The organism is Flavobacterium sp. GL_143, from assembly GCF_057834355.1.
The window spans coordinates 5,573,387-5,595,276 of the sequence record NZ_CM174401.1 but is presented as its reverse complement, the minus strand read 5'-3'; the positions used below and the strand labels follow the sequence as shown (position 1 = coordinate 5,595,276).

The window sequence follows — 21,890 nt, the reverse complement described above, 5'->3', positions numbered from 1 at the left end:
AGAAAATTTAAGTTTAGCTTTATGAAACTTAATATCTTAATGGTTTAATTTTTTATTTTAAAGTTTTTTTGAGATTATCGACCTAAATATGCACTCAAATCAACTTGATGAATTTGCTGAGGTACATTGAGTACAGGTTTTCTAACTAAAGCTTCATTGGTTAAATAATAATATAAACCATCTTCGGTTGCGATACCTTCAATTTGATGAAATGGCAAAGCAATCTTAATTTTTCGTTTATTACCTGATAAAAAATCATTGTTTTTATAATCGTATAAAAGATATAAAAATGGTTTCCCGATTTTAGAATACCCACAAAGAACAACCAGTTTTTTGGATGGCAAATAAGTAGCGCCAGTTACTAATCCTTTTACGTCTAGGGTTTCTTTTAAACTGGCAATATGATTTCCAGATGTATTGGGTAAAGCATAAATACTGGATTTAGAGCTCCTCCATTGTTTGGTAAACAAATAAATACTGTCGTTTGTAACGATAAAAGCTTCACAATCGAAGTTGGTTTTGTTTGCTTTTTCTCGTGTAAAATCCGTTTGGTTGGAATAAGAAAACGAAATGGTATCGATGACAGGTTTTCCTGCCAGAAATGATTCTTTTTCGATTTTCAGAATATGTAAATTGGTTCTGTTTCTCTTATAATTATTCCCAAAATCGCCTATGTATATGTGTGTGCTGTCTTGCGAAATTTCTTCCCAGTCATTATTGATTACTTTCTCCAGTGCAATTTTCTTTCTAATCTCTCCCTGATGATTTAGCCCATAAATGGTTTTGTCATGGTCGTCATTATGTGTCCACAATAACGAATTAAAAGCCATTAATCCCGATGTTTCTTTGATAGAATCACTTAGTTTTTTGGAGTATTCGGGTTTTACTTTTACTGATTTGTAAAAACAACTTCCGTCGTTCTGAGTAGCTTTCGGATTGTAGTTTTTAGATAGCGGGTCTGTACAACCTAAGATTTGACCATAAGTTGAAGTAATGCATAAAAAGAAAAGCAAAAGGGCTTTTTTCATTGGGATGAATTGTGATTATCAAAAGTAAAGGAATATTAATTCATTTTTATAAAATTAGCCCTTTGCCTTTTACTTTGAGTTCATTTCAATTTTTTCTAATCTTTTTTCTATAGCTAATAATTTTTCATTTTGCTTTTCAAGTTCAATGATTTTATTATTTTGAGATTTAATGTTTTTTTCTTGAGCAATACTATAAAGCGTCAATTCTTCAATTTTTTTTAACAAACTCATATTCATTTCGGCAAGCATAAGCCCATTTTTTTCAATTTCTTTTGCCGATGGAATTTCTGGTAAATGACTGTTTTGTTTGATGAATTCTTCTACTTCTTGTAATGATTTTAGCTTGTAGTCGTTTGCGAAGACATAATCGGGTACGGTCATGGGATATGCTAGGTCAATTCTAACTTCTTTAGCATGAATTTTTCCGTTTACGGTAAGTTTTTCGTCGGGGTTTGAAGTTCCAATCCCCACATTGGCATTTGATCCTTTTATTGTTAAAGCATCACTATAGAAACTTTCAAATTCTGATCTGCTTGCAGTTGTTTTTACTTTAAAAGTTAGATTTCCAAAATTAGTATCAGTATCATTTAAAACTATTTTTGCAGTCAAAACATTTCCAGTACTCGAAGTCCTTGTTAGTGCCATTCTAGCATCAAATGGAGTACCATCTCCAGTACCACCATTAATGTTTAGTTTTTCAATAGGATTATTGGTGTGAATACCAATATATGCATTAGCTCCTTTTATAGTTAAGGCATCGGAATAGAAACTTTCAAACTCTGATTTACTAGGAGTTGTTTTTACTTTAAAGATTAGATTTGCAAAATCGGTGTCTACATCACTTAAAGCTATTTTTGCACTTTGGACATTTCCTGTACTTGATACTTTTGTTAATGCCATTCTCGCATCAAACGGAATACCATTTCCAGTACCTCCGTTAATGTTTAGTTTTTCAATAGGATTATTAGTTCCAATACCGATATACGCATTAGCTCCTTTTATGGTTAAGGCATCGGTATAGAAACTTTCATGCTCTGATTTACTAGGAGTTGTTTTTACTTTTAAGATTAGGTTTCCGAAATCGGTATCAACATCACTTAAAATTATTTTTGCACTCTGGACATTTCCTGTGCTAGAAACTTTTGTTAATGCCATTCTCGCATCAAATGAGGCACCATTTCCAGTACCTCCGTTAATGTTAAATTTTTCAATAGGATTATTAGTTCCAATACCTATATTCCCATTAGGTAAAAATGACATAAATTGATTGTCGAAGTCAGTTCCTATAAAACCATTGGTAAAACTAGATGTTCCATTTATTGATTTTCCATTAGCCCCGATTGAAAATAAATGTTGTAAACCGGTTTCATTAGAAACAAAAAAACCTCTACTCCAAGTCCCATTATATCCTGGGAAATTGGTTTTTATATTTACACCCCATGCAGGATCATCTAATCCAATAGCAACATTATTGAATGTTGTGTTTTGTGCATTTATAAATAGTAAATTACTTAATATAAGTAGTCCGGTAAATATTCTCTTTTTCATTTTATAGCTTCGTTAATTTTACTTTGAAGTAGATTCTATTTTTTTTACTTTTTGTTCAAGAATCAAAATTTTGTTATTTTGTTTTTGGATTTCTTTATTCTGCTCAATACTATAAAGCGTCAATTCTTCAATTTTCTTCAGCAAGCTCATATTCATTTCAGCAAGCATAAGCCCATTTTTTTCAATTTCTTTTGCTGATGGAATCTCAGGTAAATGACTATTTTGTTTAATGAATTCTTCTACTTCTTGTAATGATTTTAGTTTGTAGTCATTGGCAAAAACATAATCGGGAACAGTCATAGGATATGCTAAGTCTATTCTAACTTCCTTAGCATGGATTTTTCCGTTTACGGTAAGTTTTTCGTCTGGAACTATTGTTCCAATGCTAATGTTTCCATTAGAATTAATTCTCATGCGTTCTTGTCCAGAAGTTCCCAAAACAATATTTTGATGCATATCTGCTAGGGTTGAGGAACCAGACAATTCAATATATGATTTAGTAACATTATTAGTGCCACCCCCAGCTGACAATCTAAGAAAACCATCATCATAGGCGTTTCCATTGCTACTATAGCCTCTAATTTCACCATTTAACAATGTTCCAGATGTAATTAAAGGCCTGATAGAAGCATTTGTTCTTCCACCATCAATAATTATTGATTCTTTAATTATCAGTTTCTTTGCAGTAAAATCAGAATTGATATTATTAAGATTTCCTGAATGCCAAAGCTCATTCCATGAATTCCAAGTATTGCTATCTCCATTTCTTGTTCTAAAGCTAATATGTTTACCTAAACTATGCTCTGAGCTAATCTGACAATCGTATTGATTTGAAAAACCACCATAACTTATAAGGGCACCATTCCATGGTGTTCCAGCAGTTGAATATGAAAAAGTATAACCTCCTTTGAAACTATCTGCCAGATTAGATTCGGAAATTGCATGCGTTGGATTTAAGGTTTGTGCTTGTACTGAAATTATAGAAGACATTATAATTATAGCACTTAATGTGATTTTTTTCATTTTATATAATTATTTTAATTGATTTTCAAGTCTAAAAAGTCTTTCAGATAAAGATTTAAACCCTTCGTTTTCTTTCTCTAATTTTTCAACTTTTTGTTTGAGATCTAAATTGCTTTTATTCTGTTCAATACTATAAAGTGTCAATTCCTCAATTTTCTTCAATAAACTCATGTTCATTTCGGCAAGCATCAATCCATTTTTTTCAATTTCTTTTGCCGATGGGATTTCTGGTAAATGACTATTTTGTTTGATAAATTCTTCTACTTCTTGTAATGATTTTAGTTTGTAGTCGTTTGCGAAGACATAATCAGGTACAGTCATAGGATATGCCAAGTCAATTTTAATTTCCTTAGCATGGATTTTTCCGTTTACAGTTAGTTTTTCGTCAGGGTTTGTTGTACCGATTCCTACCTTGCCTTGAAAAAATGCTAATGAGGTATAATCTACTTCATTATAGCGTTGTATGAATTCTTGATTGATTCCACTATTGTTCCAAATAGTTTGCAATGTCAAACTATATCCGGGGTTACCAGCAGACCACTTTTGGGAGTTATATCTTCCTTGTGCAGTTACTGGTGAATAAACATCTAGTATCGCTGATGGAGTAGGTGTACCAATCCCTACATTTCCATTTTCTAAAACCGAAACTCCTGAATTACTAAAAGAGGGTAATAATGAACAAACTATCCACCAATCTTTACCTGTAGATTTATAAGTATCAAACTCTGATTGACTTAAAATTACAGAACTGTAAGATGAAAAGTCGTTATTATCAAAAGGTTGATCGAAATAGTTCCCTTTTATTACTGCTTGAGGATGCCATGCATAATTTATTTGATGTATAGCATTATATTCCAAATCATTTACACCATCCCATTTAATTACATTAACTGTAAAACTTTTACCAGGATTTCTAGATGCTACAATTGCATAACCAGTTGCTCTAGCATTTTGTTGTTGTAACGCTGTTAACGTTTGAGCATTTGTATTAAAAATAAAAAACAAACTAATGCATACTATCTTGAATAAATTTTTCATTGATTTTATATTTTATTTGAGAAGAAAGATTAAGAATTGATAATTAAAGGATACTTTCCTTGTCTATTTTGTTTTCAAGATTTATACTAATCTTATCTCTTTATTTTATGAAATGTTTTAATCTCATTTTTCAACATATTCATTTCATTTTTTAAGTCGTCTATATCCATTGCCATTTTTTGAGCATTCTTTTCCTGCTCAATACTATAAAGTGTCAATTCCTCAATTTTTTTCAATAAACTCATATTCATTTCAGCAAGCATAAGCCCATTTTTTTCGATTTCTTTTGCCGATGGAATTTCGGGTAAATGGCTATTTTGTTTGATGAATTCTTCTACTTCTTGTAATGATTTTAGTTTGTAATCATTTGCGAAGACATAATCGGGAACAGTCATAGGACTAGAAAGATCAATCCTAACTTCTTGAGCATGAATTTTTCCATTTACAGTTAGTTTTTCGTTTTGGGCGGTTGTTCCAATGCCAATGTTACCATTAACATCAATATTAAAAAATGGTTTAGTTTGATTATCAGACCAGTTGTAGATAGAAAAACTAGATTCTGTAACCATGTTTGTACCAGAGCTTATTGCCCAAGTTTTACCAGCAGGATTTCGAATAAACAATTTTGTAGTGTTTCGATTTACACTTCCACTTCCAATTGCTATGTCACCGTTAATGTCTAATTTATTTATTGGATTTATTGTTCCAATCCCAACGTTGCCATTTTCATTTTCCATGAGAATTTGTCTCCATGTACCCCATTGTGAATCTAATGGAAATGCATTTCTATAAAAAATTCCTCCATTATTAAAATTAAGTTGATGATTTTTATCCCCCGTATTATCTGTGCTAGTCCACTGTGAAAAGGTTAAGTTAGTTGACCAAACTCCTTGCCCAGGAACGCCTATAATGTCCCTGTTTTTAAAATCTGCTTTTATTCCATTGTAAGAAGCATTTGGTAAATCGTTAACAGATCTTGTGTCACTAATTAAAAGGGAACTTGCTACTTGAGCTTGAATTGTATTGGCTAAAAATAAAGTAACTAATAGTAGAGGTAGAGATATTTTTTTCATGATGTATTATTTTAATTGATTTTCAATTTTAGAAAGTCTTTCAGATAAAGATTTAAACCCTTCGTTTTCTTTTTTTAATATTTCTATTTCTTGAATTGATTTCTCGTCTTGTTTTTCAAGAATTAGAATCTTTTTATTTTGCTCAATCGTATAAAGCGTCAATTCCTCAATTTTTTTCAATAAACTCATATTCATTTCGGCAAGCATAAGACCATTTTTCTCGATTTCCTTTGCCGATGGTATTTCTGGTAAGTGACTGTTTTGTTTTATGAACTCTTCTACTTCTTGTAATGATTTTAGTTTGTAATCATTAGCGAAGACATAATCAGGAACAGTTGTCATAGGACTTAAAAGGTCAATTCTAACTTCCTTAGCATGAATTTTCCCGTTTACAGTAAGTTTTTCATCAGGAACTATTGTTCCAATGCCAATGTTTCCGTCAGTAGTAATTGCTAGTCTGGTTATGTAGCTTAAATCTTGATACTTATCCGACGGATTTGCAGTTTGTATTTGTAAACCTTTAATTCCGGAATCGATATTTGAGAAGAATCTCACACCATATGATTGATTGTGGTTTGTATGATTAATAAATTCTAATCCTCCAGCGCCATTTCCGTATTGACCTAGTTTTATTTCTTCAAAATTATATACCCCAGGGATACTTATTTTGGAGCTTTGGTTATTGTTGAATTCGCCAATTTGTAACTTTTCTAAGGGGTTAATAGTACTTAATCCAATATTACCGTTAGATTGGATTGTTAATTTCGAAGATGAAAGTAATTGTGTTGTTCCTATAGAATATTTTTGATTACCAGATTCATCATATAAAATTCCAGAATTCCAATATTCCGTACCAGTTTGTTTGTATGATGTAATTGCAGGTCTATTAAATCGTCCAGAATTTATTGTTAGGTAAGCTCCTTCTTGTCCAGAATTTTCGATTAAAAAATTAGCAGTTGGTGTTTTAATATGTAATGAAGCAGTTGGTGAGTTTAATCCGATTCCTACAAAGTTATTGTTAGTAGAGTTTCCTTGTATTGTTCCATATATCTGAGCTTGAATTGAGAGTATAGAAGACATTAAAATCAAAGCACTGAGTATAGTTTTGTTCATGATATATTATTTTAATTGATTTTCAATTTTTGAAAGCCTTTCAGATAAAGATTTAAAAGCTTCATTTTCTTTCTTAAGTTTTTCGATTTCTTTATTTGATTTTTTGTTTTCCTCTTTTATTGTCTCATTTTCTTTTTTCATTTCAATCATATACAATGTCATTTCCTCAATCTTTTGTAGTAATTTGATATTCATTTCAGATAGATTGATACCATTTTCCTGCATTTCTTTGGCAGAAGCGATTTCTGGTAAATGTTTGTTTTCTTTAATGAAAGTTTCTACAGAATTCAATGAGGGTAAATCGTAATCATTCTCAAAGACAAAATCGGCTCCAGCATTTACGGTTACTCTTACTTCACGAGAATTGATATCGCCTGCAACAGTTAGTTTTGCTGTTGGGTTTGTAGTTCCGATCCCTACGTTGCCTTCAGGGTTTACAACAAGAGAAGATTTGTTGTTTATTCTATTATATAATTCAAAATTTGGACCTGATAGTATTCCTGTTCCTAGTTCCCAACGATATTGACCCCCACTTACAAATTGAATTGACGCATTATATCCAACATCAGATGATTCTATACGTAAGTGAGTTGTTTGGCTTTTAAGATGTAAATTTACCAAAGGAATTTCAGTTCCAATACCTATATTTCCATTAGGTAAAAAGGACATGAATTGGTTTTTCCAGTCAGTTCCAATAAAACCACTGGTAAAGCTGGAAATACCATTTACTGAATTTCCATTAGCGCCGATTGAAAATAAATGCTGTAAGCCATTTTCATTAGAAATAAAAAAGCCTCTGTTCCAACTTCCAGTAAGCCCTGGAAAATTAGTTTTTATATTTACTCCCCAGTCTGGGACATCTAATCCAATAGCAACATTATTGTATGTTATGTTTTGCGCATTTGCAAGTAGTAAATTACTTAATATAAGTAATCCTGTAAATATTATTTTTTTCATTTTATTATAGTATGTTATTTTAACCTTTAATTTCTTAGTATTTTAAGAGCAATGTCGCAAAGATAACTTTTTGACCCAAACAAAAATCCCCGTTTCTATTGATATTTAACATAAATCAACAAGTTTGTCAGTCTTTTAAATACTCCTTTGATTTCTCCTTGAATATTTTATATTTGTTAATGTTAATACTGTAATGAATTATGAAATCGGCATGATTCGAAATCATAATTCATAAAAAAGAATGACGATACCATATTCCTTTAAAAAACAAATATTATCTGCGTATGAAAATAAAAGAAGATTTATTCAATAAAAGAATTATTTCTATAGATGCTTTTCGTGGAATTACTATTTTTATCATGATTTTTGTCAATGAACTGGCAAGCATAAAGAATGTACCACAATGGATGAAACATATGCCAGCCGATGCTGATGCAATGACCTTTGTCGATTTGGTATTTCCTGCATTTTTATTTATTGTCGGGATGTCTATTCCATTTGCATTTAACGCTAGATTAATTAAAGGCGATACACCTAAAACAATCTGGACACATACTTTAAAAAGAGCATTGGCACTTATTATTATTGGTGTTTATATGGTAAATGCCGAATATGGTTATGATGCCTCCAAGATGGTGATTTCTGCAGCCTTTTGGGGACTTTTGGCGTATTCAATGCCAATTCCTATTTGGAATAAATACGATAAATCATTTCCTAAAGTCACTAAAAATATTTTACAATATGGCGGAATGTTGGTTCTGGTGGCTTTATACTTTTTATACGTTCAGGAAAATGGAGAGATAGGAATCACTCCAAAATGGTGGGGGATTCTAGGACTTATAGGTTGGGCGTATTTAATTACGGTAGTCTATTATTGGCTTGTTAATGGAAAATTGATAGCCATGATTGCGTTTCTTTTTGTTTGTCTTGCGGCAAATATTTTAAATCAAATTGAAGGCTCTTTTGTTCATGAAATAAAATGGATAGGTTTTATTGCTGGACATATGACGCACGCTACACTTGTTTCAGCTGGAGTAGTAATATCTCTTTTGTTTTTTGAAGGAAAAATATCCGAAAAAATCAATTGGAAAATAATAGGCTTTGGAGTGCTGTTTTTTGTACTGGGGTATTTATTGCGACCATACTATGAAGTTTCTAAGGTAAGAGGAACACCTTCTTGGGTATTATATTCTGCGGGTATTTGTACCGTAATCTTTTATTTCTTGTATTGGCTAATGGAAATTAAAAAACAAACAAAATGGAGCAACTTTTTTATGCCAGCAGCTGCAAATCCGCTTCTTATTTATATACTTCCAGGGATAATATATTACTTCAATTTAGCATTCAAAATACATATAATTCCGGATTATTTCCGTGAAGGAACGCCTGGAATTATCTGGTCTTTAGTATTCTCGACGATTATGTTATTTGCCATGCGAATTTTTAATAAATATAAAATTCAGTTGCATTTGTAAAGTTTCAATTGAATCAGTTTGTGTTGAAAGAAATTATTTATATTTTCGGTTATATTTTGAAAAATTACATTATGACTGAAGAACAACGCCGACAAATTAAAATTGATAATGATACAATTATTAAACAAAAAGAATATCGTGTAAATGATTGGTTGCCGATTCTGGATACGCCAAAACTAAGGTCTCTGGAAGAGATTAAGGGAAGAATGTCGGTTATGAATGCTTTGATAAACATCGCGTTTGAGGCTCCAACTTATATTATTAAAGAATGGATAGAGAATCATGATTTAGCTAAATATCTATCAGATTCAGAAAAAAAAATACTAGATAAGGAAAATGATGATTTAACCGAATTTGAAATTAATTCTTTAAGATGGTATCTAGAATCATTGTGGGCTTTTATGTGGGTAACAGAAATGATTCCGGGACTTGAAGCCGAAGAATATATTGGAGATAATATGGCATCGCTATTGCCAAATCTAGAGCAAGGAGATGGCAATGAAAAAATGGAAAGTTTACAGAATTTAAAATCTGAAGTTGAGATTTATACCATGCTTGATTATTATTACCGACTGCATTGGTATTGTGTAGATGAAAGACTAAACGGTCGAGAAGCAAAGCTAAATGGAGGTCTAGTATATGAAAGACGCAAATCGTTGGAATGGATTTACAACCGAGCCGATGATTGGGATAATGTAGAAATGGGAACATAAAATATAGTAAAAGGGAGTTAATGATCACATTAACTCCCTTTTACATTTTACAAAAATCATCTCACAAGAAAAAAATCATCTCACACGTTTAAAAGCAATAGGACCTTCTCTTTTTTTGTTGTCTTTGTAAGTGCCTTCGAGTGTATTACCGTCTTCAGATAATGTCAAGGCATGTGTTCCTTGAGTTGCCCAGCCTTCTATAGGTAAAGTTACATCAACTGTATATTCTATCGTGTTTCCGGTTCTTTTTCCGATGCCACTTTCTACAAATTTTTGTCCTTTCCATTCCAGATAATGTGAGAAAATCACCTTTCCGTTTTGTTCAGAGATAATCACAACTGCATTTTCTAACCCCGAATTAATATCGGCCCAAACACCATTAATGTCGACCTTTTTATTTTGACTATAAGTAAGATTAGAAAAGAACAGTATTAGAAATAAGAATTTTAGAATTTTGATTTTCATAATGTTGAGGTTAGTTAGTTTTATGGATTTAAATTTTGAATCTGTACTTCAGTTATTTCTAATATAGCGCCAGAAACAGGATGATAATTCACAAAATTAAATTTGCAAAGATTATGAATGTTTACAGATTTGCCGTTTAGTTTAAAATCCGTCCAAGGAATTTTTATTGTAGAAAATTTATCGGGAGAAGCAGGTAAATCAGCCATTGCATGAGTTCCTCCATGTATGCATCCATTTCCGGAATCATTCCCTTCGCGAGCTTGGATTTTTATAGGTTGTGATGATTTATAAGTAATACTAACAAAGCTAGAATTGCTAGGTAAATTGGTTGGTTTTCCGTCGTTAGATTCAGATTGAGTAATCATTACATTCAGTTCGATTTCTCCAACAGGCGAGTCGTTTGCTGTAACAAGAATGCGATGTTCTTTTATTCGAGTATTGTTTATTGTTTCCTGATTTTCTTTGGTTGGCCCGGCAATGTACCAAGTGTTTGAGACAACCAAATCAGAATTAGTATGTTGTATAGAAGTTATTTTGCAGCTTAAAAATAAGATTATAATAAAACCAAGTGGTAAAAATCTATTAGTGATTGTTTTATATTCCATAAAGAGAAAGCTATTTTTTGCTAAAATAAATAATTAAAGGTTTAGTATTCAGTTGTAGTCACAGTTTTTAGTAGCAGTATTTAGTAACAGTAGTCGGTTTCAGTTTTCATCTCTCATCTCTCATCTTCCTTTTTTCATCTCACATCTCACATCTCACATCTCACATCTTGCATCTTGCATCTCTCATCCTGCATCTCCTATTTTTCATCTTCACATCCCACATCTTTTTGTAAGAATCTTTATTGATAAATTCGAGAGTAAATGAAATTTTAGTTTTATTTTTGTTAAGAGAGTGTGTTTTAAAACAATTAAAAATGAGTAGCTTACAATTAAAAAGTGTTTTGTCTTTTCTTTTTTTTAGCTGTTTTTGCTATTCGCAAAATGACTCCATCACGTACAAAAAAGATTCTCTCAAACATAATAGCAGAGATATTATCGATGTGTATAAAAGCATATTTTCTAAAAATGATACCGTAAGGCATGATGCCAAAAAGAAGATAGCTTTCTCATTATCTCCAATCCCGGTAGAGGGTAATGGAAATGCCAGAATAATTATTTCGTTTCTGAGTACTTTTTACCTGGGTGATGATCATGAAAAAACTACAATGTCACAAGTTGTTTTTTCACCTTATTTTAGTTTTTCTAATCAATATGTATTTCCAATTCAGTCCTATATATATACTAAGGATGATAAGTATAACTTTACAGGAGATTATCGGTTTATGATTTATCCGCAGCCTACATATGGTTTGGGAGATCATCATCTCGACGACGAAATGTCTATCCTGAATTATAAACAATGGCGTTTTTATGAATATGTAACGAGAAAGGTCAAAGGCAATTTCGGACTCGGATTAGGAGTTTTGTTTGATAGTTATCAAAATATTTCCGAAGATTCTAAGATTGATGGAGAAACTGATTATTTTAAATATATGAGCGGAGATTATTCTGATGATGTTTCCTTTGGAGTTGCAATTCAAGCACTTTATGATTCCAGAATTAATAATATCAATCCAGAACAAGGAACATATCTAGAAGCCAATTTCCGAATGAATACCAATGGAGGTCTTGATAATAAAGGGTGGCAATCCTTATATATAGATGCTCGAAAATACCATTCATTTAGCGATGTAAAACATAAAGTTTTGGCATATAGAGCTTTTTATTGGTCAACAATAGGAGGAGGAGATCCACATTATCTCGACTTACCGAGTATTGGTTGGGACCGACAGCAAAAAACAGGACGAGGTTTTACAAGAAATCGTTTCCGAAGCAATGCATTATTATATTTTGAAACTGAATACAGAACAGATATTTCTGCCGATGGTTTTTGGGGAGCAGTATTTTTTACCAATATTTCATCAGTATCTAAATTTCAGACTTATCAATTTACCAAATGGAATCCTGCAATTGGTACAGGATTGCGCATAAAATGGAACAAACGTAACAATAGTAATCTTGTAATGGATTTTGGAGTTAGTAAAAATGATTGGTCATTACGGTTCGGTTTAGTAGAAAATTTCTAACTTTCGAACTTTCAAGACTATTTTACATGCAATTATCGGTTATTATCCTCAATTATAATGTACGTTATTTTTTAGAACAATGTGTTTTAAGTGTGCAGCAGGCACTTAAAGATATTGATAGCGAGATTATTGTAATAGATAATAATTCTCCAGATGATAGTTGCGACATGATTCGTAGTCGTTTTCCGGATGTAAAATTAATCGCGAACGCCGAAAATTTAGGTTTCCCTAAAGGAAATAATATAGGTGTTTCACAAGCTCAAGGAGATTATATATGCATTTTAAATCCTGATACAGTAGTTGCCGAAGATACATTTACAAAAGTATTGGCTTTCGCCAAAGTACAACAGGATTTAGGAATAGTAGGAGTAAATCTTATTGATGGAGCAGGGAATTTTCTTCCCGAAAGCAAGCGTGGAGTTCCGACACCTTGGGTTGCTTTTACTAAAATAACTAGTTTATATAAGGTTTTTCCAAAGTCTAAGTATTTTAATAGATATTATGCGGAACATTTAAACGAAAACCAAACTGGTAAAGTCGAAATACTGGTAGGTGCTTTTATGGTAATGAAACGAGATTTATATAATGAAGTCGGCGGTTTTGATGAAGATTGTTTCATGTATTCCGATGATATCGATTTATCGTACATGGTTCTTAAAAAAGGCAAGGCTAATTACTATTTAGCTGAAACTACGGTAATTCACTATAAAGGAGAAAGCACTATAAAGGACGAGAAATATATGAAACGCTTTCAGGAAGCGATGAATTTCTTTTATAAAAAACATTTTAAAGTATCTTTTTTGTTTTCACTTTTTATGAAAATTGGAATTATATTTTTTTCTATCGTTAAAATGATTCAGGGAAAAACGACGATAAAAACAATTCCAAAAGAATATTTTTTATACTCCATGAATCATAATTTAAGTGAAAAATTGAGTTCAATTTTGCAAAATAAAGTTACATTTTACGATTTAAAAAAAGAAAAAATGGTAAATTCGTCGCTGATTTACATAGGAAAAGGAGCAGAGGTAATTTTAGATAATCAATACATATCATTCAAGAAATGTATCGATATGATAAAATCTGAAAGGCATAAGAAGATTACTTTTAAAATTTTACCCAAAAACACCACTTTCTTAATCGGAAGTGATTCAAGTAATGATAGAGGTAAAATCGTTAAAATCACATAAAAATTATATTTAATGTAATTTATATTTAAAAATTTCAGTAATTTCGCAATCTGAAAATCAAAATCACCTTTTAGGTTAACAATATGGCAAGATTTGAATTAAAACTTCCTAAAATGGGAGAAAGTGTCGCTGAAGCAACAATCACAAACTGGTTGAAACAAGTTGGAGACAAAATTGAAATGGATGAAGCAGTACTGGAAATCGCTACAGATAAAGTCGATAGCGAAGTGCCAAGTGAAGTTTCTGGTATTTTGATTGAGCAATTGTTTGGCAAAGACGATTTGGTACAAGTAGGGCAAACTATTGCCATCATTGAAACAGAAGAAGGTTCGTCATTTTTAGTTGATAAAGTAACTGAAGAAACGATCGTTCCTACAGAAGTTGTTTTTGTTGAAAAAACAATCGAAGCTGCTAAAGAAGCGGTTGCAACACCTGCAGATTACACTACTTCGGATAAATTCTTTTCACCATTAGTAAAAAATATTGCTAAAGAAGAAAATGTTTCTATTGCAGAGCTAGAAAGTATAAATGGTTCAGGAAAAGATGGTCGAGTGACCAAAGAAGATATATTGGCTTACGTTGTTAATAGAACAAACAAAGTAGAAGTTCCAAAAGTAGAAGTGAAAGTAGCTGTTGAAGTTCCTGTGCCTGCACCAGCGGTGGTAAAAGTACAAGAGCCATTAGTTTCAAAAGCGGCACCAGTTTCTGTAAATGGAGGTGATGAAATCATAGAAATGGACAGAATGCGTAAGCTTATTTCCGGATATATGGTAGCTTCAGTTCAAACTTCAGCACACGTACAATCATTTATTGAAGTTGATGTTACAAATATTGTAAAATGGAGAGATAAAGTTAAAGCTGCTTTTGAGAAAAGAGAAGGTGAGAAATTAACTTTTACCCCAATTATGATGGAAGCAGTTGCAAAAGCATTAAAAGACTTCCCGGGAATGAATATTTCTGTTGATGGGGATTATATCATCAAAAAGAAAAATATAAATTTAGGAATGGCAGCTGCATTACCAAACGGAAACTTAATTGTTCCGGTAATTAAAAATGCAGATCAGTTAAATCTTGTTGGAATGGCAAAAGCTGTTAATGATTTAGGTAATCGTGCAAAAACAGGAAAACTAAAACCAGACGATACACAAGGCGGAACTTATACAGTAACGAATGTGGGGACTTTTGGAAGTGTTTTTGGAACGCCAATTATCAATCAGCCACAAGTAGGGATTCTAGCTCTTGGAGCGATTCGTAAAGTGCCAGCGGTTATCGAAACTCCTGAAGGAGATTTTATCGGAATTCGTCAGAAAATGTTCCTTTCGCACAGTTATGACCACCGTGTTGTAGATGGAGCTTTAGGAGGAAGTTTTGTAAAAAGAGTTGCTGAGTACTTAGAGGCTTTTGATATAGATAGAGATTTCTAGAAAAAATCTATCTTATAAATAATTAACCCTTTTAACGTTTTAAATGTTGAAAGGGTTTTCTTTTTGCAGCATTATTGCATTACAGGTAGTAATCGGCAACTTTCTGAAAAAAACAGGTGAAATTCGTGTTTAAAAATTATATTTGTAAACTTATAAAATTAAAAAATGGAACTGAAACTCAACAAACCAATTTGCTTTTTCGATCTAGAAACTACCGGAATAGACATCGGAAAAGATCGAATAGTAGAAATTTCAATATTTAAAGTTTTTCCAAACGGAAATAAAGAAAGTAAAACTTGGTTGGTGAATCCTACGATTCCAATTCCTCCACAAACTACGGCCGTTCACGGTATTACTGATGAAAAAGTAGCAAATGAACCTACATTTGCAACTCTGGCGCCACAGGTTTACAATATGATAAAAGATAGTGATTTGGCAGGGTTTAACTCCGATCGTTTTGATATTCCGTTATTGGCAGAAGAATTGCTTCGTGCAGGAGTTGATTTTGATATGAAAAATAAATGCTCAGTCGATGTGCAAACTATCTTTCATAAAATGGAAGAAAGAACATTAAGCGCTGCTTTGAAATTTTATTGCGGAAAAAGCCTTGAGAATGCACACTCTGCAGAAGCTGATACAATGGCGACATATGAGATTCTTAAAGCACAATTAGATCGTTATCCAGAATTGGAAAATGATATGAAAGCGTTATCTGAATTTACAACCAGAAAAAAAATAGCCGATTTTGCAGGAATGATTGCTTTTGATAAAGATGATGAAGAAGTTTTTACCTTCGGAAAACATAAAGGAGCAAAAGTAGAGAAGGTTCTGGAAACAGAACCAGGATATTTTAGCTGGATACAAAATGCGGATTTTCCTTTATATACCAAAAAAGTATTGACGGCAATTAAATTAAGAAAATTAAATACTAAATAAGGTTCTGAGAAACTAAGGTTCTAAGGTTCTGAGTTTTTTGTGCTTAGTTTCTTAGCGACTTAGTAGCTTAGTGACTTAGCAACTTAAAAAGAATGAAAATAATCTGTATCGGTAGAAATTATACCAATCATATCGAAGAGTTACAAAACGAACGCCCAACAGAGCCAGTTGTATTTATGAAGCCCGATTCGGCAGTTTTATTAAAGCAACATCCATTTGTAATCCCCGAATTTTCTGAAGATATTCATCACGAAATTGAGCTTATTGTTAAAATTAATAAGGTCGGGAAATATATAGAGCCAAAGTTTGCGCACAAATATTACGACGAGATAAGTGTAGGTATCGACTTTACAGCTAGAGATTTACAAGAAAAACTAAAGCAAAAAGGATTGCCTTGGGAGAAAGCAAAAGCTTTTGATGGTTCGGCTGTAATAGGTGATTTTTTGCCTAAGACGCAATTTAGTTCATTGGAAAATATTACATTTGAATTAACAAATAATTCTAAGACCGTTCAAAAAGGAAACTCTAATATGATGTTGTGGAAAATTGATGAGCTTATTTCATATGTTTCTCAATACTTCACGCTAAAAATTGGAGATATTATTTTTACAGGAACTCCAGAAGGAGTTGCGGCTGTAAAGCCAGATGATGTTTTAGAAGGGTTTTTAGAAGGAAAAAAATTATTCAGAATACAAGTAAAATAATGGCTTTAAAATATAACCTTTCAAAAGTGTACGCACTTTCAGACAACGATCCCGAATTTGTAAACGAAATTCTTAATTTGTTTGTAACCGAAGTTCCTGAGGATTTAAAACAAATTAAAGAAGGGATAAAAAAGAAAGATCATAAGCATGCTTATGCGTATGCACACAAAATAAAGCCTACGCTTGATTTATTAGGGCTTAATGTTGCTTTTGAGGAGATTCTTCAAGTCGAAGCCTGGACAAAGGCTGAGGGTAAAAAGAAAGCCATAGAAGAAACATTTAAAAGCATAAAAAATCAAGTTAAAGAAGCAATCAAAGAAATTAAGAAAGACTTTGATTTGTAAAACTTCATAGATTGCCAGCCTGAATTTTCAGGCTAGGCTATCTTCTCCAAATACAATTTGCTTTGTAAATTAATTATAATACAAGTAAATTGATTTTTTCTTTCTTCCGTTTACTTCGCGATAAAAAGGATTTTCATTGCTATTCCCCACGCAATTCCTTGCGATAAATAATCTAGTAGTAATTTGAATTTTAGATACATGAAAGCAACAATAATTACAATTGGTGACGAAATCTTAATAGGACAAATTGTAGATACAAATTCTGGTTTTATAGCTAAATCTTTAGATAAAATCGGAGTCGAAATTCACGAAATGATTTCGATAAGTGATGATAAGCAGCATATTTTAGACACATTTTCTCAATTACAAAACAAAGTCGATTTGGTAATCGTTACAGGAGGTTTAGGGCCTACAAAAGACGATGTGACCAAAAAAACATTTTGTGATTATTTTGAAGATGAATTGGTTGTTAATCCCGAAGTTCTGGCGCATGTCACAGAACTAATCGAAGGTTTTTATAAGCGACCGATTACCCAAATGAACAAAGATCAGGCGTTAGTTCCTTCTAAATGTACGGTGCTTCATAACCAGATGGGGACGGCACCAGGAATGTGGATGAAGAAAGAAAATACCGTTTTTATTTCGCTTCCGGGAGTTCCTTATGAAATGAAATATTTGGTAGAAAGCGTAATAATTCCAAAAGTTGTAAAAGAATACGAGCGACCATATATTATTCATAAAACGATACTTACATACGGTCAGGGCGAAAGTTTAGTAGCTGAGCGTATCGAGGACTGGGAGAATAATTTGCCTGATTTTATAAAACTAGCTTATTTACCAAATCCAGGAAGAGTGCGTTTGCGACTTTCTGCCCGAGGCACAGATAAAGAAATGCTTGAAGCGGCTATCGAGGCCAATGTGCAATCACTAGATGCAATCATTCATGATATTATTGTAGGCTTCGATGATAATGAAACTCTTGAAGTAGTAATAGGAGAATTACTAACAAAAAAAGGAAAGACAGTTGCGACTGCCGAAAGTTGTACTGGAGGAAAAATCGCATCACTTTTAGCGGCAGTTTCTGGTGCTTCAAGCTACTTTAGAGGTAGTGTTGTGTCCTATGCAACCGAGGTAAAGACTACTGTTTTGGGCGTTCCGGCTGATTTAATAGAAGAAAATTCTGTAGTAAGTGCTGCAGTTGTTTCATCGATGGCTTCAAGCGTAAAACGCATAATGAAAACTGATTACGCAATCGCGACAACTGGGAACGCCGGACCGACAAAAGGAGACTCAAATGCGGAAATTGGTACTATTTTTATTGCAATTGCCACACCAGACGATGTAATAGTCGAAGAATTTAACTTTGGTCAACCACGTGAAAAAGTGATAGATAGGGCTGTAATTAAAAGTTTAGAAATGTTACAGAAAGAAATTTTAAAAAATGTACACTAATTTTTTGTTTCAATCGTTTATTTTTCTTTTCTTTGCACCCTGATTTTGAATAACGATAAAACATAAGTATAATGTCAAGAGTTTGTGACCTTACAGGTAAAAGAGCGATGGTAGGAAATAACGTTTCTCACGCTATGAACAAAACTAAGAGAAAATTTTCTGTGAACTTAGTTAAAAAGCGTTTTTATCTTCCAGAAGAAGATAGATGGATTACTCTTAGAGTAGCAGCATCTACGATAAAAACAATTAATAAAAATGGAATTTCTGCGGTTTTGAAAAAAGCGCAGTCAGAAGGATTTATCAAATAATCTTTTCCAAAATAAATATATAGCAAGATGGCAAAGAAAGGTAATAGAATCCAAGTAATTTTAGAATGTACTGAACACAAGACTTCTGGTGTAGCAGGAACTTCAAGATACATTACAACAAAGAACAAAAAAAATACTCCAGACAGATTAGAGATTAAGAAATTTAATCCAATCTTGAAACGTGTAACAGTTCACAAAGAAATTAAGTAATAATTAGAGATTTTATAAATCTCAATGGTTTTCCATTAGAGCTTTATAAAAACTTCAAATAACATTTGAATCATGGCAAAGAAAACCGTAGCATCGTTACAAACATCTTCTAAGAGATTATCAAAAGCCATCAAAATGGTGAAATCTCCTAAAACTGGTGCATATACATTCGTAGAATCTATTATGGCTCCTGAAGAAGTTGATACTTTCTTGAAAAAGAAATAATTAACAATTACAATATATAGAAAAGCTACTTTCATTCGGAAGTAGCTTTTTTATTTTTTATATTTGTCTCAAAATTTAGAGAAGCCAAACAAAAGTTCTTTTTTTAATCAAAGTTCCTGCTTTTGCTGCGATCTTTTGTTTTATCTCGAGCTTCGGGACCAGAACAAAAGGGTATTGCTACAAACGTAGTTCACTGAACTCCTATAAAATTGGAAAGTATGTGAAGTAATGGGGGTAATTAAAGACACTTTGCTTTTTTAAACTTTAGAATTGTTGTAGATTGTGAGAAAAATCTAAATAATTCGAAAAACTAACAACCTATATAAAAATGAGTTTTTTTAAAAAAATATTTTCTTCCGATAAAAAAGAGACATTAGACAAAGGTCTTGAAAAATCTAAAACCAGTTTCTTCTCTAAATTAAGTAAAGCCGTAGCCGGAAAATCTAAAGTTGATGACGACGTTTTAGATAATTTAGAAGAAATTCTTGTTTCTTCGGATGTTGGAGTAGAGACAACCCTCAAAGTTATTACCCGAATAGAGAAACGTGTAGCAGCCGATAAATATCTTGGTGTCGATGAGTTAAACCAAATCTTGCGAGAAGAGATTGCAGGTTTATTATCAGAGACTAATACAGGCGAAGCGACTGAATTTGTAGTTCCTATACAAACAAAACCATACGTTTTAATGGTTGTTGGAGTAAATGGAGTTGGTAAGACTACTACAATCGGTAAATTAGCTTATCAGTTTAAAAAAGCTGGTTATAAAGTAGTTCTAGGAGCAGCAGATACTTTTCGTGCAGCAGCGATTGATCAATTGCAAATTTGGGCTGATCGTGTAGGTGTGCCAATCGTAAGACAAAATATGGGGAGTGATCCTGCATCTGTAGCTTTTGATACCTTACAATCTGCAGTAGCACAAAATGCCGATATTGTAATTATTGATACAGCAGGTCGTTTGCATAACAAAATCAATTTAATGAACGAATTGACTAAAGTAAAACGTGTAATGCAAAAAGTTGTAGCCGATGCGCCTCATGATGTACTTTTGGTTTTGGATGGTTCTACTGGGCAAAATGCTTTTGAACAAGCTAAGCAGTTTACCGCTGCAACTGAGGTAACGGCTCTGGCTGTAACCAAACTAGATGGTACTGCCAAAGGTGGTGTTGTGATAGGTATTTCGGATCAGTTTAAAATTCCTGTAAAATACATTGGTGTAGGTGAGGGAATTGAAGACTTGCAGGTTTTTAATAAATATGAGTTCGTAGATAGTTTCTTTAAATAGTTTTCAGATGAGTTTTAGTAATATCCCGCCGATTTATTTTTATTTTGGTAGTATCCTGTCTTTTGTTTTATCTAATGTTTTTAGAGAACAAAATCTAACATTGTATTACGTTTTATTAGTAGTAGGTGTTATTTTATTTCTTTTAGGTCTTCTTAGAAGGATCCAAACAAAAAAATAATCTGGCAGCATAATTTTCGATTAAAGGTTTTATGATATAAAACTTTTATAATTAGAATAATGGCTGTTCAATATATAAAAACCAACGAATGCTTTTAGTATTCGTTGGTTTTTTTGTTTTATAAGTAAATCAAAATCTATAAAATAGTTTAATGGGTTTTGGCAATTTTTTCTTCTTTATCAATTATATAAAGTTAACTTTGTAACTCACAAAAATAAAATATTTATAGTACCGTGAAGCTTTAGCCCTGATAGAAGCGGTATCCTTTTTTGTGGATTTTTCTTCCACAAAAAGATATAGCGGATAGCAGGAAATAGCTCCTAAAAAATAAAATTTATAATGAAAAACGTATTTAAAATTCTCTTAGTATCATTTTTGTTTGTTGGATGTCAGCAAAAAATAGAACCTGCAGATATTGCTAAATTAAATGGATATTGGGAGATTGAAAAAGTAGTTTTTGATAAAGGTGAAGATAAAGATTACGGGATGAATGAAAGCTATGACTTTTTTAAGATAGAGGCCGATAATAACGGTATTCGTCAAAAAGTAATGCCACAATTAGACGGAACTTTTATGACAAACGATTTACACGAAACGGTAAAAGTTAGATTTAAAGACGGTAAGGCTTTCTTAGATTATTCGACTCCTTATACAAAATGGACGGAAGAGTTAATTGCTTTAACAGACGATAAATTAGTGCTGCTTAACGCCGAGAAAAAAGAATATCATTATAAAAAAGCAGGACCAATTAATATTATAGATAATGGCAAAAAGACTAAATAATCAGAGTAGTGTTGGGGATATTTTGCAAAGGATTATCCAGGTAAATAAGCTCCAACCCGGAATGGATCAGATTGATGTAAAAGAGGCATGGCGACAACTGATGGGGAATGGTGTAAATAGTTATACCCGAAATGTAGTTTTAAAAGGAAGTACGCTTTATGTAGAGCTTACATCGTCTGTTTTAAGAGAGGAACTCACTCATGGAAAATCAAAAATCATTACGATGATTAATGAGGAATTGCGAAGAGATGTTGTTCGAGATGTAGTTTTGCGTTAAAATTAAAAGTTAT

General features: G+C 32.4%; 24 protein-coding genes. 15 read left to right on the top strand and 9 right to left on the bottom strand.

Annotated elements, in window-relative coordinates; translation table 11 throughout:
• Positions 1-74 precede the first annotated feature (74 nt).
• From AC3IPI_RS23600 to AC3IPI_RS23570, 7 genes are all read right to left on the bottom strand, one after another.
• Positions 75-1,028, bottom strand: coding sequence for a T9SS C-terminal target domain-containing protein (locus tag AC3IPI_RS23600; RefSeq protein ID WP_489156193.1), 954 nt, complete (start codon positions 1,026-1,028; stop codon positions 75-77).
• Positions 1,029-1,097: 69 nt separating this feature from the next.
• On the bottom strand, positions 1,098-2,576 hold the full coding sequence (locus tag AC3IPI_RS23595) for a hypothetical protein (RefSeq protein ID WP_489156191.1): 1,479 nt from the start codon (positions 2,574-2,576) through the stop codon (positions 1,098-1,100).
• A gap of 18 nt (positions 2,577-2,594) precedes the next feature.
• Positions 2,595-3,599: a hypothetical protein gene (locus tag AC3IPI_RS23590; RefSeq protein ID WP_489156189.1), complete on the bottom strand. Its 1,005-nt coding sequence runs from the start codon at positions 3,597-3,599 to the stop codon at positions 2,595-2,597.
• A gap of 9 nt (positions 3,600-3,608) precedes the next feature.
• On the bottom strand, positions 3,609-4,637 hold the full coding sequence (locus AC3IPI_RS23585; RefSeq protein WP_489156187.1) for a hypothetical protein: 1,029 nt from the start codon (positions 4,635-4,637) through the stop codon (positions 3,609-3,611).
• 92 nt (positions 4,638-4,729) lie between these two features.
• A complete protein-coding gene (locus AC3IPI_RS23580) occupies positions 4,730-5,710 on the bottom strand; it encodes a hypothetical protein (protein WP_489156185.1) in 981 nt (326 codons plus the stop codon).
• Positions 5,711-5,716: 6 nt separating this feature from the next.
• Positions 5,717-6,823 carry a hypothetical protein gene (locus tag AC3IPI_RS23575; RefSeq protein WP_489156183.1) on the bottom strand — a complete coding sequence of 369 codons (1,107 nt, stop codon included), beginning with the start codon at positions 6,821-6,823 and terminating at the stop codon, positions 5,717-5,719.
• Between the two features lie 6 nt (positions 6,824-6,829).
• Entirely contained in the window at positions 6,830-7,780 is a 951-nt protein-coding gene (locus tag AC3IPI_RS23570; RefSeq protein WP_489156181.1) for a hypothetical protein, read from the bottom strand.
• A 284-nt stretch (positions 7,781-8,064) separates the two neighbouring features.
• Between AC3IPI_RS23570 and AC3IPI_RS23565 the strand changes: the two genes are divergently transcribed.
• Both AC3IPI_RS23565 and AC3IPI_RS23560 read left to right on the top strand, forming a co-directional pair.
• Positions 8,065-9,255, top strand: a complete 1,191-nt coding sequence (locus tag AC3IPI_RS23565; RefSeq protein ID WP_489156179.1) for a DUF5009 domain-containing protein — start codon at positions 8,065-8,067, stop codon at positions 9,253-9,255.
• A 71-nt stretch (positions 9,256-9,326) separates the two neighbouring features.
• Positions 9,327-9,968, top strand: a complete 642-nt coding sequence (locus tag AC3IPI_RS23560) for a DUF4272 domain-containing protein (protein ID WP_489156177.1) — start codon at positions 9,327-9,329, stop codon at positions 9,966-9,968.
• 75 nt (positions 9,969-10,043) lie between these two features.
• Here AC3IPI_RS23560 and AC3IPI_RS23555 read toward each other — a convergent pair whose 3' ends face one another.
• Positions 10,044-10,433 (bottom strand): hypothetical protein, encoded by a 390-nt coding sequence (locus AC3IPI_RS23555; RefSeq protein ID WP_489156175.1) that lies wholly within the window; start codon positions 10,431-10,433, stop codon positions 10,044-10,046.
• 20 nt (positions 10,434-10,453) lie between these two features.
• Positions 10,454-11,038 (bottom strand): hypothetical protein, encoded by a 585-nt coding sequence (locus AC3IPI_RS23550; RefSeq protein WP_489156173.1) that lies wholly within the window; start codon positions 11,036-11,038, stop codon positions 10,454-10,456.
• Between the two features lie 314 nt (positions 11,039-11,352).
• On the opposite strand from AC3IPI_RS23550, the gene AC3IPI_RS23545 reads away from it, so the two are divergent.
• The 13 genes from AC3IPI_RS23545 to AC3IPI_RS23485 all read left to right on the top strand — a co-directional run bounded on the left by AC3IPI_RS23545 (position 11,353) and on the right by AC3IPI_RS23485 (position 21,877).
• Positions 11,353-12,564, top strand: coding sequence for a hypothetical protein (locus tag AC3IPI_RS23545; protein WP_489156171.1), 1,212 nt, complete (start codon positions 11,353-11,355; stop codon positions 12,562-12,564).
• Between the two features lie 26 nt (positions 12,565-12,590).
• Complete coding sequence (locus tag AC3IPI_RS23540) at positions 12,591-13,754, top strand: glycosyltransferase family 2 protein (RefSeq protein ID WP_489156169.1); 1,164 nt, start codon at positions 12,591-12,593, stop codon at positions 13,752-13,754.
• Between the two features lie 83 nt (positions 13,755-13,837).
• The gene (locus AC3IPI_RS23535; RefSeq protein WP_489156167.1) at positions 13,838-15,178 is read left to right on the top strand and encodes a dihydrolipoamide acetyltransferase family protein; all 1,341 of its coding nucleotides are present in this window, start codon (positions 13,838-13,840) and stop codon (positions 15,176-15,178) included.
• A gap of 165 nt (positions 15,179-15,343) precedes the next feature.
• The gene (locus AC3IPI_RS23530) at positions 15,344-16,114 is read left to right on the top strand and encodes a 3'-5' exonuclease (protein ID WP_039119983.1); all 771 of its coding nucleotides are present in this window, start codon (positions 15,344-15,346) and stop codon (positions 16,112-16,114) included.
• 92 nt (positions 16,115-16,206) lie between these two features.
• Entirely contained in the window at positions 16,207-16,818 is a 612-nt protein-coding gene (locus AC3IPI_RS23525; RefSeq protein ID WP_039111211.1) for a fumarylacetoacetate hydrolase family protein, read from the top strand.
• Positions 16,818-17,162 carry an Hpt domain-containing protein gene (locus tag AC3IPI_RS23520; RefSeq protein ID WP_035625977.1) on the top strand — a complete coding sequence of 115 codons (345 nt, stop codon included), beginning with the start codon at positions 16,818-16,820 and terminating at the stop codon, positions 17,160-17,162. The genes AC3IPI_RS23525 and AC3IPI_RS23520 overlap by 1 nt, the downstream gene beginning before the upstream one ends.
• 198 nt (positions 17,163-17,360) lie before the next feature.
• Entirely contained in the window at positions 17,361-18,614 is a 1,254-nt protein-coding gene (locus AC3IPI_RS23515) for a CinA family nicotinamide mononucleotide deamidase-related protein (RefSeq protein ID WP_489156164.1), read from the top strand.
• Between the two features lie 71 nt (positions 18,615-18,685).
• Positions 18,686-18,922, top strand: coding sequence for a 50S ribosomal protein L28 (gene rpmB / locus AC3IPI_RS23510; RefSeq protein ID WP_007805815.1), 237 nt, complete (start codon positions 18,686-18,688; stop codon positions 18,920-18,922).
• A 27-nt stretch (positions 18,923-18,949) separates the two neighbouring features.
• Complete coding sequence (rpmG, locus tag AC3IPI_RS23505; protein ID WP_017495179.1) at positions 18,950-19,132, top strand: 50S ribosomal protein L33; 183 nt, start codon at positions 18,950-18,952, stop codon at positions 19,130-19,132.
• A gap of 72 nt (positions 19,133-19,204) precedes the next feature.
• Positions 19,205-19,357 carry a DUF4295 domain-containing protein gene (locus tag AC3IPI_RS23500; protein WP_007805819.1) on the top strand — a complete coding sequence of 51 codons (153 nt, stop codon included), beginning with the start codon at positions 19,205-19,207 and terminating at the stop codon, positions 19,355-19,357.
• 328 nt (positions 19,358-19,685) lie between these two features.
• On the top strand, positions 19,686-20,639 hold the full coding sequence (gene ftsY, locus AC3IPI_RS23495; protein WP_039111208.1) for a signal recognition particle-docking protein FtsY: 954 nt from the start codon (positions 19,686-19,688) through the stop codon (positions 20,637-20,639).
• Between the two features lie 517 nt (positions 20,640-21,156).
• The gene (locus AC3IPI_RS23490) at positions 21,157-21,600 is read left to right on the top strand and encodes a lipocalin family protein (RefSeq protein WP_086896004.1); all 444 of its coding nucleotides are present in this window, start codon (positions 21,157-21,159) and stop codon (positions 21,598-21,600) included.
• On the top strand, positions 21,581-21,877 hold the full coding sequence (locus tag AC3IPI_RS23485; RefSeq protein WP_039111206.1) for a DciA family protein: 297 nt from the start codon (positions 21,581-21,583) through the stop codon (positions 21,875-21,877). Before AC3IPI_RS23490 ends, AC3IPI_RS23485 begins: the two co-directional genes overlap by 20 nt.
• The last annotated feature ends 13 nt before the right edge of the window (positions 21,878-21,890 follow it).